General features: G+C 48.6%; 19 protein-coding genes. 18 read left to right on the top strand and 1 reads right to left on the bottom strand.

The window, feature by feature from the left end:
* The first annotated feature begins 10 nt into the window (after positions 1 to 10).
* Positions 11 to 481: a hypothetical protein gene (locus MHI43_RS19100; protein ID WP_036661151.1), complete on the top strand. Its 471-nt coding sequence runs from the start codon at positions 11 to 13 to the stop codon at positions 479 to 481.
* Between the two features lie 40 nt (positions 482 to 521).
* Here MHI43_RS19100 and MHI43_RS19095 read toward each other — a convergent pair whose 3' ends face one another.
* Positions 522 to 920 carry an AraC family transcriptional regulator gene (locus tag MHI43_RS19095; RefSeq protein WP_162164387.1) on the bottom strand — a complete coding sequence of 133 codons (399 nt, stop codon included), beginning with the start codon at positions 918 to 920 and terminating at the stop codon, positions 522 to 524.
* A gap of 130 nt (positions 921 to 1050) precedes the next feature.
* Between MHI43_RS19095 and MHI43_RS19090 the strand changes: the two genes are divergently transcribed.
* The 17 genes from MHI43_RS19090 (at position 1051) to MHI43_RS19010 (ending at position 12171) form a co-directional block, all read left to right on the top strand.
* On the top strand, positions 1051 to 1452 hold the full coding sequence (locus MHI43_RS19090; RefSeq protein ID WP_015735961.1) for a NusG domain II-containing protein: 402 nt from the start codon (positions 1051 to 1053) through the stop codon (positions 1450 to 1452).
* A 358-nt stretch (positions 1453 to 1810) separates the two neighbouring features.
* Complete coding sequence (locus MHI43_RS19085) at positions 1811 to 2461, top strand: hypothetical protein (protein WP_036661144.1); 651 nt, start codon at positions 1811 to 1813, stop codon at positions 2459 to 2461.
* Positions 2458 to 2799, top strand: coding sequence for a DUF3139 domain-containing protein (locus MHI43_RS19080; RefSeq protein WP_036661141.1), 342 nt, complete (start codon positions 2458 to 2460; stop codon positions 2797 to 2799). The genes MHI43_RS19085 and MHI43_RS19080 overlap by 4 nt, the downstream gene beginning before the upstream one ends.
* A 48-nt stretch (positions 2800 to 2847) precedes the next feature.
* The gene (locus MHI43_RS19075) at positions 2848 to 3393 is read left to right on the top strand and encodes a GNAT family protein (protein WP_036661139.1); all 546 of its coding nucleotides are present in this window, start codon (positions 2848 to 2850) and stop codon (positions 3391 to 3393) included.
* Between the two features lie 123 nt (positions 3394 to 3516).
* A complete protein-coding gene (locus MHI43_RS19070; RefSeq protein ID WP_036661136.1) occupies positions 3517 to 4161 on the top strand; it encodes a hypothetical protein in 645 nt (214 codons plus the stop codon).
* Positions 4162 to 4163: 2 nt separating this feature from the next.
* Complete coding sequence (locus tag MHI43_RS19065; RefSeq protein WP_036661133.1) at positions 4164 to 4631, top strand: hypothetical protein; 468 nt, start codon at positions 4164 to 4166, stop codon at positions 4629 to 4631.
* A gap of 36 nt (positions 4632 to 4667) precedes the next feature.
* Positions 4668 to 5273, top strand: a complete 606-nt coding sequence (locus tag MHI43_RS19060; RefSeq protein WP_036661130.1) for a GNAT family N-acetyltransferase — start codon at positions 4668 to 4670, stop codon at positions 5271 to 5273.
* 73 nt (positions 5274 to 5346) lie between these two features.
* On the top strand, positions 5347 to 6093 hold the full coding sequence (locus tag MHI43_RS19055) for a GNAT family N-acetyltransferase (RefSeq protein WP_036661125.1): 747 nt from the start codon (positions 5347 to 5349) through the stop codon (positions 6091 to 6093).
* A 230-nt stretch (positions 6094 to 6323) separates the two neighbouring features.
* Positions 6324 to 7022: a class I SAM-dependent methyltransferase gene (locus tag MHI43_RS19050; RefSeq protein ID WP_036661121.1), complete on the top strand. Its 699-nt coding sequence runs from the start codon at positions 6324 to 6326 to the stop codon at positions 7020 to 7022.
* A gap of 18 nt (positions 7023 to 7040) precedes the next feature.
* On the top strand, positions 7041 to 7520 hold the full coding sequence (locus MHI43_RS19045) for a GNAT family N-acetyltransferase (RefSeq protein ID WP_036661114.1): 480 nt from the start codon (positions 7041 to 7043) through the stop codon (positions 7518 to 7520).
* Positions 7521 to 7569: 49 nt separating this feature from the next.
* Positions 7570 to 8226: an HAD family hydrolase gene (locus MHI43_RS19040; protein WP_036661111.1), complete on the top strand. Its 657-nt coding sequence runs from the start codon at positions 7570 to 7572 to the stop codon at positions 8224 to 8226.
* A gap of 4 nt (positions 8227 to 8230) precedes the next feature.
* Complete coding sequence (locus MHI43_RS19035; protein ID WP_051425316.1) at positions 8231 to 8830, top strand: GNAT family N-acetyltransferase; 600 nt, start codon at positions 8231 to 8233, stop codon at positions 8828 to 8830.
* A 12-nt stretch (positions 8831 to 8842) separates the two neighbouring features.
* The gene (locus tag MHI43_RS19030; RefSeq protein WP_036661109.1) at positions 8843 to 9112 is read left to right on the top strand and encodes a hypothetical protein; all 270 of its coding nucleotides are present in this window, start codon (positions 8843 to 8845) and stop codon (positions 9110 to 9112) included.
* A 64-nt stretch (positions 9113 to 9176) separates the two neighbouring features.
* The gene (locus tag MHI43_RS19025) at positions 9177 to 9875 is read left to right on the top strand and encodes a YjjG family noncanonical pyrimidine nucleotidase (RefSeq protein ID WP_036661106.1); all 699 of its coding nucleotides are present in this window, start codon (positions 9177 to 9179) and stop codon (positions 9873 to 9875) included.
* Positions 9876 to 10035: 160 nt separating this feature from the next.
* A complete protein-coding gene (locus tag MHI43_RS19020; protein WP_015735945.1) occupies positions 10036 to 10683 on the top strand; it encodes an HAD family phosphatase in 648 nt (215 codons plus the stop codon).
* Between the two features lie 333 nt (positions 10684 to 11016).
* Positions 11017 to 11634, top strand: coding sequence for a VTT domain-containing protein (locus MHI43_RS19015; protein ID WP_036661104.1), 618 nt, complete (start codon positions 11017 to 11019; stop codon positions 11632 to 11634).
* The gene (locus MHI43_RS19010) at positions 11635 to 12171 is read left to right on the top strand and encodes a phosphatase PAP2 family protein (RefSeq protein WP_015735943.1); all 537 of its coding nucleotides are present in this window, start codon (positions 11635 to 11637) and stop codon (positions 12169 to 12171) included.
* Positions 12172 to 12188 lie beyond the last annotated feature (17 nt).

Genomic DNA, 12188 nt, shown 5'->3' with positions numbered 1-12188 from the left:
AGGTGAGAGCATGTGGAGTAAGCCGGAGAGCAAGGACGAAGAGACGCAGGTGCTGATCAGCCGGGTTACCCGGAAAATGAACCGCAAGACGCTCCTGAATAAATTCGCGCAAAGGACGGCCGAGGCGCTCGCCAAAGTGTTGGTACGGCCCAACGATGACGATATCCTTAAACACGCTTTTACCGCGGGGCCCTGCAGACCGCCGCACGGACAATATTGCACGGGCTGCGGCGCAGATGCCTCCTGCCCGTCCGATTATATCATTTGCACGCCAAAGACGGTGATCAACGATTGCAAGGGCTTATGTCCTTATCCTTCCGGGTGGTGGTATACAAGCGATCCGGTGGGACATCGGGCCAAGTGTCAGGATTGCATCTCGCAATACGTACATCCTTATGTCGGACGGGACTGGTGTTACCAGGGGGCCAGAGTCTATGGGCGGTATGTAATCTGTGCATGCCGATCAACGGAAATGTATTGATCGAAAGAATGTGGCATGCATAGATAACCCATCCCGTCGCTCAGAACCGTACGGACAAGTTCCGTCGGCTGAAAACCACGTGCGTGGTACAGCCCTGTCGATAAGGCGACATCCCCGTGATCTGGCGGAAACGGCGACTGAAGCAGTACTCATCCATGTATCCCACTTCTTGGGCGATGGATCGCAGCGGCTCATTTTTCCGTAGCAGAAGTTCTTTGGCACGGTTAATACGCAAATCGGTTACGTAATGCAATGGTTTCTTCCCTGTGAGTTCCTGGAATATAGGCGTGAAACGCCAGGTCGATAATCGGGCCATGTGCGCCAGCTGTTTTACCGTCAAATCAGGATCCATGTAATGCTCGTCTACATAGTGAAGAACGTTTTCAACGGTTTGTGCCAAGGTCGGCGATTGGCCGTCCTGAATATTTTGCTGGAACACATACGCCATCAATTCATAAAACCGGGCAGCCGTTTAACCTGGGTAGCGAATGTGACAAAACTCATTTCCATGGCTTCGAGCATCGTTCATACTTGGGTACCGAAGACTTTGCACGTCGGGAGGGAGCACCTTGTCCAGAATAAGACGCGGAGATATGATTTTGTTCGCCATCATCCTGATCCTTGGATCCTTCACGGGGCTGCAATGGTGGAAGCATAGCCACGTGGAATATCAGCAGGGTCAGCTTCAGGCGCTGATCACGGTGAATGGCAAAGAATACGAAACCGTCCCGCTGAACGGGGACGAACGCATCATCGACATTAAGACCAAGTTTGGACACAATACATTGAAAGTATATGACTATGGGATCCAGATGATATATTCGGATGCTCCGAGGCGAATCGCGCTGGACATGGGTTTTATCTCGGAACCTTATCAACAGATTATTTGCGTGCCGACCAGAGTCGTGGTAGAGGTGCTGGTACCTGAGCATGAACGGAACGAGTCCGAACTGGATGCCGTGGTGAGCTAGGCTCAGGGAGAGGAGTAAGTATCATAGGCTTAAATGAAAGAACCGGGTTTTGAACCGGTTCTTTTTGTTGTTTAGGACATCTGGTATGATAGCGTAACTTTGTCGCAGAAAAGACAGTTATAATAAATGAAGGGATAAAGTTGCGTAACCACGTGCTTCCTGAGCATAAGATCCGTAGATCTTAGGTCGACGGGATGCCCAGTCGCAGAGTAAAGGTGGGGAGTTAACATGGATATGGTCGCACTGATACTAGTTGTGGGCTTTTTGTTCGTTGTGGTATATTTGAGGGCAATTTGGAACGTGTTGCTGGACATTCGAAACGAGTTAAGAAGTGATGGCGACAGAGGGGCGTGATACGATGCTGACCGAGAAAAAAGACTACTCCCATGTATACTGGATCGGAGGCTCCCCCTGCTCGGGCAAGTCGACGATTGCTGAAAAATTGGCGAAGGATTACAGCTGCACCTATTATCAATGCGATCTATTCAACGAGAAGCATGTGAGCATATGCCATCCGTCGGAGCACCCCACCATGTCCCGATTGAAGGATATGTCCTGGAATGCATTGTGGTCGCGGCCGGTGGAGCAGCAGGTTGAGGAAGAATTGGAGTTTTACCGCGAGGAATTTGGCATGATTATGGATGATGTTTCGGCCCTGCCGGACACGAGCCCCATCATCGTTGAAGGTGCGGCTCTATTGCCGGAAAAAGTCGAGCACCTGGTACCCAGCCCCCATCATGCGATATGGATCGTCCCGGTTCCGGCATTCCAGAAGGAGCATTATGCCAAACGGGAATGGATCCACGAAATTTTGGTATCATGCGATGATCCCGGCGCCGCGTTTCGAAACTGGATGGACCGGGATATCGGTTTTGCGAGATACGTGGCCAAGGATGCCTTGGACCGCGGATTCAAGGTGATGTTCGTGGACGGGAGCCGAAGTGTTCGGGAGAACTACGAAGAGGTCAGGCGTCATTTTATGCTATGCAAACAACAGGGAATCCAATGAAGAAAATCAAAATCGCATTGTTGGTTTTGCTGGTGTTTGTGCTCTTGTCTCCCTTTGTGTATGTGCAAGCCAACAAAATAATCTATGCCAAGAAGGTGGAGACCTACCTGCTTGAAGAAGAACATTATACGCAGGATGAAATCCAGTCGGTCCAAGGCATCTGGGGCGTTAAGCTGCCTCCTTTTTATGCCGTCGTGGTATTTAAAGACGAGCCTGAGGTAGAGTATATTTATTTTGCCCATGACACGATTATGCAGTTTGAATACCGATTGACGCCTGAGGGGGAAGCCCGTGGAATTACACGATCCATGCTAAAGCATGATATCCCAAGGGATTGATATGGTGTTGCAATTTTTAGTTTAAAGCTGTTCAGGGGGGAGCATCACATGTCCATAACGCTACAAACTTCACGTCTGCAGTTGAAAACCGTGGATCGGGAACGGGCAGCGGATGTGTTGGATTTTATCGTCAGGAACGATGAGTTTTGGAAGATTTGGGAGCCTGCCAGGGAAGCGGAGTTTTATACCCTGGAGAAACAGGCTGAGATTCTGGCAGCGGAAAGTCGAAGCATCGCTGACGGTTCCCTGCTTAAAGTATGGCTGCATCAAAACGATGAGATGATCGGCTCGATTGCGATCAGCAATATCGTGCGGGGTGTTTTTCAATCGGCTCATGTCGGGTATAAGCTGGCACAATCTCATACGGGAAAAGGGTATATGACCGAAGCCCTGAGCGCCGTGGTCGGCTATTGCTTTGATACGCTGGAGCTGCACCGTTTGGAAGCCAACATTATGCCGAGAAACAAAGCCTCGATGAACGTAGTGAAACGACTGGGCTTCTATGAGGAAGGTCTGGCGATCAAATACCTGAAGATAAACGGTGTATGGGAAGACCACCTTCACATGGTGCTCCGTAACGAGCGTATGGAGTAGATCATGTGGAAGAGAGTGACCTGAGATTCCATGTACGAAGGGGCTGAGTTTTTGTATTTTTGGAGTAAGCGAATGGTCGAGTACAGGAATTACCCATAAATGATGATCGGAGGTGTATGAAAAATGCCATGGCCCATGGTCCATTTTGCGATTGCCCAGCAGCTGGGTACGCCGGAGCCGACACCGAGTTTGTTGCTTGGGAGCATCGCTCCCGATGCCGTCCATGTCAGGGGCAACATAACGAGAGAACAAAAAGGGATCACGCATCTGGTAAACGAAGATTTGTTGCCGGATGCCAATCGAATCAGGGAGAATTATTTGTTATATGTAACACAGAAGCCGGGAAAAGAGTGGATTGACTTTGTATACGGTTATTTTGCTCATATCTACACGGATTTAAGGTGGGTGCAGACGCTGTACGCTGATTACAAAAAAGAAAACAAAGCGGACAATGAAAGCTTGAGATTTACATATAACCAGGAGGTCAGCCAGCTTGAGTTCGAAATCATACGATCCCAGCATTGGGCAGGTTCCGTACTGAAGACACTTAAGGATTCGATCGGGCATGCACTGGACCCGTTTGTTGACAAGTCCGAGGTGGAGCAGTATCGAACGATTAAACTAGAATGGTTGTTGGAGGAAGGTAATGAGCCGAAGATTGAACTGATTTATTTTACTTTGGATAAAGTGGAGAGGTTCGTACAGAACACGGCTGCGGAGTTGAGCACATTATTGACCCTGGAAGGTATTCGTGTGCAAGGAGGTTAGGCGTGTTGCTGAAATACGTGCGACAAACGGGTTCGTGGATCTGTATCCTATGGATCGTGTTGGCATTATGCTCTTGTCAGAGCGGAGGGGAGCGGGTAGAGCACATTGAGGCTTTTATCGTTGAAGATATGATGATAACTGCAGATGGGCTCTACGTGCCTTCAGGTTATAAAAAAGTGAATTCGATAATCAATCATGAAGATAATCAAGGGGCCACGCTGTCGCGTGTACGAGCGATTGAAGACTATTACGATAGCGAAGGGAAGTTTATGAAGACCAGGGTGTACGATCAAAGTCATAAACGATGGAAGAATATACCCAACGAGGATTCCAGCAGCCAAGAAAAGGAGCTTGAAACACCTCTAACCATCCACATCCCCGTCGATCATTCCGGGACACCCGTTCAGCTAACGGATCAACAAAAGGATGAAATAAAAGCCCATGTTATCGAACATACCCAAAAATGGTGAGTCTATTTGTAATTGACGATAGGAGGAGGACTCCTCATGTTTCATGTAGAGATTAGGCGGCCGAATCCTAGTGATACGAAAGCGATGGAGCATTTTTTCAGAGTCGTGATTACCGATACGTTTGCCAAAGAAGGCTTGGCAGATTTATCGGAGGACGTCGAGCAGGAGATTGAGACCAAAAAGAGGTGCTTGAACGCGGATATTGCAACGAACGGAGAGCAGAGGTATTTTCTGATCGGACTTATAGACAACAGTGTTGTAAGCAGCATCGAGTTTGGCCCGTCCAATGCATTGATACGGAAAAGTTCCAATGGAGTACTGCGTGACGTGGTTGAAATCGGAACGGTATTTGTGCATCCTGATTATCAGCAACAGGGAATCGGCAGTCTGATGCTTCATATCATGTATCTTACGCTGCTCAATAAGGGGATAACGGAATTTTGTTTGGATAGCGGATATACGCGTGCTCAGAAAGTATGGAAGAAGAAACTAGGTGAACCCGATTACGTCCTTCAAGATCACTGGGGGAGCGGAGTCGACCATATGATATGGAGAAGAAGGATGACGGACGTTCCCATTGTGTTTAGTATCGCCGATAGATCCAAGGAATTAGCAGAATCGAGTGGCGTGCAGGATACATGAAGAAGATCATTTAGATTGTATAAAAATACAAATAGATGTATATTAATTCCTATCATATGGTAGGAGTGGTTACGTGCTAAAGAGAATCGAAGAACTTACCTTAAACGCTTGGCCGGCGCTTCAAACCTTGACGCACCATGGGTGGCTGTTACGTTTTGCAGACGGTTATACGAAGAGATCCAACTCGATTAATGCCTTATACACGAACCTTTCGATAGACCTTGACGCCCAAATTCATGAATGCGAGCGATTATATGTTAAGGCTGGGCTTGACGTCGTATTTAAAATCACCCCGTTCAATCCGCAGGGGCTGGACCGTATGTTGGATTCCAGGGGTTATTCCATACTTGATCCAACCAGTCTGAGGGTGTTAGATCATCTGGATCATCTGGAGCTTCCAACGCATAAGGAGGTTAAGATCGAAGAACGGCTGACGGATGAATGGCTGAGCGTGCTGACCGAGATAACTGGAATATCCGAGAAGTATAAGGCTGTAAAAAGAAAGCTGTTCAACTATTCCGTGATTCAATACGGATTCTTCATCCTATATGATCTTGGTGAACCTGTGGCATGCGGGATCGGGGCAATAGAGCAAGGCGTCGTCGGCATATTTGATCTCGCCACAGCTCCGGCATGCCGAAATCGCGGGTTCGGAAAGCAGTTACTCTTACATATTCTGCATTGGGCCAAGAAGAATGGAGCCGCAAGCAGCTATATACAAGTGGTCCAGAACAATGTTGCTGCTAACCGGTTGTACGATCGTATTCAGTACAGGGAGATCTATTCCTATTGGTATAGACATAAGCGTATCGAAGGATAAAGGCAGCATCCGTAGCGTATGTACCGGTGTATCTGAGCTTAACGGATCCAGGGGTTACCCAATCGAATGAACAGTTGTATAATCATGGAAGATGCCTGCCACAGAGGACCCGGCCCTAGATGAAGCTGTCTAAGTTGGGTCTTTTTAGTCAAATGGGCTGTTCGCAGTCATCAATCGCGTTTTCCCTTTTTCTAACGTACTCATAAAGGATACGGAAAGTTGGTGAAATCATGTTCGACTTATCTTCGAAGTATTATGACGTGATCTACAGCTTCAAGGACTATGAGCAGGAGGCGCGGCAGGTCCGGGAATATATCGAAAGACAAAGCAAGGATTACCAAACCGTTCTGGATGTAGCCTGCGGAACGGCGGAACACGCTGTTTTCTTGAAGCAGCACTATGCAATCGATGGAATCGATTTGAACCCCGAATTCGTAGCTATAGCGAAGTCGAAGAATCCCAAGGGGGATTATTCGGTGGCTGATATGACCCGTTTTCGACTCGGCCGGAAGTATGACGTGATTATGTGTCTGTTCAGCTCCATCGGGTATGTGAAGACGCCGGAGTTGTTGGTTCAAACCCTTGTGCAGTTTAGGGAACATCTGAACGAGGAAGGTGTCATTCTGGTTGAGCCATGGCTTACGCCGGACGTTTGGACAACCGGAAGAGTGGACACGATCACGACCGAGCGACATGGGATCCACATGAGCAGAATGTCCCATTCGGATCGCGCAGGTAATGTTTCGATCATGAATTTTTCGTATTTGTTTGGCAGCGAGGTTGGAATCGAGCATTACACGGAGGAGCATCGTATGGGTCTGTTTACCGTGGAAGAGATGATCGGGGCATTTCTGGAAGCGGGACTGGATGTGGAGCACGATACGCAAGGCTTGATCGGAAGAGGCATGTATATTGCCCGAATAGCTTAGTAAGGAGGACCTCAAGATATGTATGCACATAGGCCGCTGAGGGACGAGGATTTGCAAGCGATTTGCAGTTTTCCTCAAACGCCGGAAGAACTGTTTTACATGAGCCCGAGATCGGAATTCCCTTTGACGCCGGATCAAATCCTGAGTTTGCTTGAGAACCGCTTTGATCCCACGGTTATCTTTGAAGAATCCACCGGGCAGGTCGTCGCCTACGCGAATTTTTATGAAGATGCGGATGGATCGTTGTGGCTTGGCAATGTCGTTGTTGCACCGTCGCACCGTGGACTCGGTGCAGCGCAGAAGCTGTTGCGTACCATGATGGACATCGCCAAAGAAAAATACGAAATGGAACGTTTTTATCTAAGCTGTCATAATACCAATTCCAGAGGGCTTGTTTTTTATCATAAATTGGGATTCGAGCCGTTCGATGTCCGCATCACGGCGTTAGATGACGATCGAAAAATGATTACCATTCAGATGAGGCTGGATTTGGTCTGAGCAAGTCGTGTTGTTCAGTCGGATTCCGAGGTGAAAGGGGAGATTTGGGATGAATACCATACAGGCGGTGCTGTTTGATTTCGATGGTACTTTAGCAGATACGCTGCCGCTTTCGTTTAAAGCGTTCCGGGCGGTTTTCTTGAAGTACGAAGGCCAGCGGTTGACCGATGTCGAGATCGTTCAGACGTTTGGGCCAACGGAGGAAGAGATCATTGCCAATCATCTTTCGAATTCGGCCCATGTTGATGAAGCCGTAGAATATTATTACGAAGTGTTTGAGCAGGATTTTCAAGAGCATGTGCAGGTATCGGAAGCCGTACAGGATCTAATTGTGAAGCTGTCGGATTTACGTATACCCATGGTTATTATCACGGGCAAGAGCAGAAGATGCCTGGATATATGTTTAAGAAACCTGAAACTGGACGGGTATTTTGCCGCTACCATTACGGGAGACGAGGTTGAACGTTCCAAACCCGACCCGGAAGGGATATTCAAAGCCGTTCAGCTGTTGGGTCTGAGGACATCGGACGTGGTTTTTGTCGGGGACAGCGATGCCGACATTGCGGCTGGCAAATCAGCTCAGGTATTAACCATCGGGGCGCATTGGTTTGATACCGTTCAGAATGCACAATTTGCGGTGGAACCCGACAATATTTTTACACGGCCCGATCAGTTGATAACATGGATCATGACCAGGAATCATTGAGCGAATGAAAGCAGGGGTTATATTGAACAGCAAGACAACTATCGAATTCCAGGGTAAGCCCTTTACGATTGAATGTGAGGACATCTTCCTTCGGGAATATTTGTTGGAAGATCTGGATGCGATCTGCAAGATCACGCACGAACCGGAGATCAGACAGTTCCTGCCTGGCTGGGATGTATCAAGGGAACAGCGGCGAGAATGGTTAACCGACTATGAAATGCCGGAGAATCGGCGGTTCCTGCATGCCGTTCAAGACGGCGGGGATGTGGGGCAGCTGCGTCTGCGGTTAGCCATCGTTCTGAAAGAAACAGGGGAATGCATCGGCTGGTGCAATACCGGTCCTAAGGAAGAGCTGCCCCCGCCTAACCGAGAGATCATGTACGGAATCTCCAATCGGTATTATAATAAGGGATATGCCACCCAAGCCGTGCGGGCGTTAATCCGTTATTTGTTCCGGAATACAAGGGAGCGAGAACTCAACGCAATCGCCGTCGTTCATCATCATGCTTCCAATAAAGTAATCCAAAAGTGCGGATTTGCCTATATCGGCGAGATCGAACTTGAGCAGGAGCGGTATCATCACTATAAATTATGCGATGAGTAATAGGGAGGCCCAATGAAACAGCTTGCCCTTGGAGCGGGGATCTTCATTGTGACGGAATTGCTTTTGATCACGCTCTTAGGCGTGGACGAATGGGCAATGATGGTGTTCTCAGCAGGTGTAATCATTACGATATTATTGTTAATTTTCATGCGTCTGACGGAGTTGGTGAAGAGTAACAGAGACCGTCTAGATCATCTACAAAGGCAGAGGATCCAGGAATTGAACCGACAATCCAGATTAACTTCGACATCCGACAATGGTTCGATGAATCCGGATGAATAAAATGTTATGCTGGGTAGCGAAAGGGTAATGGTTGAAGTTAAGCAGCAAGAGAGGAGGCCCAGCCTTGCGATACAACGTTATTTTATTTGATGCGGACGATACGCTATACGACTATGCCCAATCGGAGGCGTTTGCGTTAGCCGGCGTTTTTGGCGAAATCCACCAGGAGTGCACGAATGCGATCGTAGACAGTTACAGGCGCATAAACCAGCAGTTGTGGAACGATTTCGAGCAGGGGATCGTGACGCAGGGCGAATTGCGTGCGGCCCGGTTCGAAAGACTCCTGGAGGAACATAGTATCAATTGCGCTTTGGACGCTGAAGCCTTTAGCAATATCTACATAAAGTATTTAGGACAGGGCTCCTTTCTGATGGAAGGGGCAGAGAAGCTGTGCAGTCAACTGTCCGAGCGCGGCCAACGCATGGCCATCATCACGAACGGAATCAAGGAAGTGCAGTTTAATCGTATCAGCCGATCGGCGCTGTGCGATTCCTTTGAATGTATCGTGGTTTCGGAGGATGCAGGATCTCAAAAGCCGCACGAAGGAATATTCGATTACGCCTTCGATAAGTTAAACCACCCCGATAAAAGCGAGGTGATCATTGTTGGCGATTCGTTAACTTCCGATATACAAGGAGGCATCCGTTACGGGATAGATACCTGCTGGTATAACCCGCAGCGAAAGGCCAATCCGACGTCCATTCACCCCAAGTATGAAATACATACTTTGGAGGAGCTCCACGACATCATTTCTTCCGAATGACCGTGCTTTGGCCAGATCGATGAAGTGGGGAGTACGCGGTGCGGTTTCGTCGAGGTATTCAATCCCGATGTCCTCCGCGGACATCAATCCGGAGTGCTGGGAACGGTGCTCGATCTCATCTGGGGTTAACTAACAGAACATTCAGCAAAGGAGCATGAACATGATACAGGCATTTATTTTTGACATGGACGGGGTCATTATTGACAGCGAACCGCTGCACTTTGAAGTGGATATCCAGGTGATGAACTACTACGGATCCTCGATAACCCATGAACAATTGGAGAAGTATGTAGGCATGACCAATCCGGAGATGTGGGCAGCCATTAAACATGAGCATCGGCTTGCGCAATCCGTATCGGAGATTATCGAATACCAATTGTCCAATAAAATCGAGATGCTCACCTCTCGGGAAATGGAGCCGATTGCCGGCATTCGGGAGCTTCTGGCTGAACTTAAAGCACGTCGTATCCCTGCTGCGATTGCATCATCCTCGCCTCCCGTATTTATTACGGCCGTCTTGCGCAAGTTCGATCTCCTGGATCAATTCGAATGCGTCGTGAGCGGTGAAGAAGTGGAAAAAGGAAAACCTGCGCCGGATGTGTACCTCAAAGCGGCTGAATTGTTAGGCGTGGAGCCCGAGCACTGCATGGTGCTGGAGGATGCCCGGCATGGCGTTGCTGCAGCGAAGGCGGCCGGCATGACATGCATCGGCTTCGTGAACCCGAATTCGGGAAATCAGGATTTGTCGCAAGCCGATCATGTCGTGGATTCCATCGGGGACGTTCTGAGGATTTGCCAATTTGAATAGGACTTGGTCTTGGATCCTGGCAGTTTGGCCGCGCACATTGCGGCTGAGCTGTTTTTTTGTTTTTGATTCAAATGGTTATAAACCCAACTTATTGATCATAAAACTCGTTTATACTATATCTACTATATTATATCTACTATTAGGATCTAGACCTAAGTCTAGGTTCATTATCGTCTGAAGACGGAAGGCATCCTCCTCCATTCGTGATATCCTTGCATTAACATGATACGGGAGAGGAATGTGAACCGATGATTTCAAATTCGAATGTAAGCAACGATATCGCACGATACACGGGCTGTCCAAGGGTCAGCCAAGCAGAGGAGATTAGGCTTGATGGATTTTTTACGTAATTTAGGCGATATCGGATTATTCATTCATGCCATGATCGACGCGATCATTTTTCCGATTCCGGCACTGTTCTCGCAGTTGTCCTTAAGTGCCTTGAGTCCGGACCGTGCGATCTGGCTCGCCACGATCGGGTTTGTCGGGTGCTTGATCGGAACGCCCATCGGATATGGAATCGGCAAGGCTTCAGGTCATTTGGTGTTAACCAAGATCATGAAGAAAAAATGGTATGATTCCGCCACCGCTTTGTTCACCAAGCATGGCGAAGCCGCTATCCTGGTCGGTGCGTTTACGCCGATTCCCTTCAAAATATTCACCATTCTATCCGGCTGCATGAACTATCCTTTATGGAAGCTTATCAGCTATGCAGCGCTCGGACGCGCCGTGAAGTTCTACACGGTGGGTGTGCTGTTCTACGTATATGGCCGTGCTGCCGAGAATATGGTGGACAGCGTGCTTACGATTATTTTGTTATCCGTAGGTGCTCTGATCGGGGGCATTTGGTTGACGGTGCGGCTTATCAAGAAGCGCAGGAATAAACGTTCGGAGGTCCCCGTCGTGAAGGGGCCAAAAGATTCAATTGACGTAACGGCAGGTGAAGAATGAATGATAAAGCGACTGCAAAGTTTTGATCACCGGGTATTCGTCTGGTGCAACCAGACGATCAGCAACCGAGCCTTTGACCGGTTGTTCGGCGGCATCACCCATCTCGGCGGAGCCACCTTCACCATTTTGAGCGCGTTGCTTATCGCCTGGGCAGCATTCGAAGCTTGGGATATCACGGCATATCAGAGTGCCATTGCGTTAACCGTTAGCCATCTGATCGTGGTCCTCATCAAGAGAATCGTCAGAAGAGATCGTCCCTTCCGGGTTTTGGAGCAGGTAAAGATCGGAAATTTCCCGCTGAAGGATTACTCCTTCCCTTCCGGTCATACGACGGCGATTTTTGCAGTCATTACCCCGCTGCTGTTTCTGGTTTCGCCGCTGCCGACGATACTGCTGATCATGCTGGCTGCGCTGGTCGGTCTATCCCGTATCTATTGGGGATATCATTACCCGACCGATTGTCTGGCGGGAAGCCTGATCGGATTCGGATCGGGATGGCTGGTCGTTTACCTGATGCATGTCTTGGGAAACACATAACGTTAGATAAGGAGTAA

Origin of the sequence: Paenibacillus sp. FSL H8-0457, from assembly GCF_038051935.1 — a bacterium.
Lineage (GTDB): Bacteria > Bacillota > Bacilli > Paenibacillales > Paenibacillaceae > Paenibacillus_AQ > Paenibacillus_AQ lautus_A.
The sequence above is the reverse complement of the archived record's forward strand: the minus strand, read 5'-3'. Positions and strand labels throughout refer to the sequence as shown.

Bases quoted from the DNA above. Each gene is read 5' to 3' on its own strand.
- MHI43_RS19070 (WP_036661136.1), top strand. From the start codon at position 3,517: ATGCCATGGCCCATGGTCCATTTTGCGATTGCCCAGCAGCTGGGTACG.
- MHI43_RS19040 (WP_036661111.1), top strand. From the start codon at position 7,570: ATGAATACCATACAGGCGGTGCTGTTTGATTTCGATGGTACTTTAGCA.
- MHI43_RS19020 (WP_015735945.1), top strand. From the start codon at position 10,036: ATGATACAGGCATTTATTTTTGACATGGACGGGGTCATTATTGACAGC.
- MHI43_RS19100 (WP_036661151.1), top strand. From the start codon at position 11: ATGTGGAGTAAGCCGGAGAGCAAGGACGAAGAGACGCAGGTGCTGATC.
- MHI43_RS19030 (WP_036661109.1), top strand. From the start codon at position 8,843: ATGAAACAGCTTGCCCTTGGAGCGGGGATCTTCATTGTGACGGAATTG.
- MHI43_RS19035 (WP_051425316.1), top strand. From the start codon at position 8,231: ATGAAAGCAGGGGTTATATTGAACAGCAAGACAACTATCGAATTCCAG.
- MHI43_RS19085 (WP_036661144.1), top strand. From the start codon at position 1,811: ATGCTGACCGAGAAAAAAGACTACTCCCATGTATACTGGATCGGAGGC.
- MHI43_RS19045 (WP_036661114.1), top strand. From the start codon at position 7,041: ATGTATGCACATAGGCCGCTGAGGGACGAGGATTTGCAAGCGATTTGC.
- MHI43_RS19050 (WP_036661121.1), top strand. From the start codon at position 6,324: ATGTTCGACTTATCTTCGAAGTATTATGACGTGATCTACAGCTTCAAG.
- MHI43_RS19060 (WP_036661130.1), top strand. From the start codon at position 4,668: ATGTTTCATGTAGAGATTAGGCGGCCGAATCCTAGTGATACGAAAGCG.
- MHI43_RS19075 (WP_036661139.1), top strand. From the start codon at position 2,848: ATGTCCATAACGCTACAAACTTCACGTCTGCAGTTGAAAACCGTGGAT.
- MHI43_RS19010 (WP_015735943.1), top strand. From the start codon at position 11,635: ATGATAAAGCGACTGCAAAGTTTTGATCACCGGGTATTCGTCTGGTGC.
- MHI43_RS19015 (WP_036661104.1), top strand. From the start codon at position 11,017: ATGGATTTTTTACGTAATTTAGGCGATATCGGATTATTCATTCATGCC.
- MHI43_RS19080 (WP_036661141.1), top strand. From the start codon at position 2,458: ATGAAGAAAATCAAAATCGCATTGTTGGTTTTGCTGGTGTTTGTGCTC.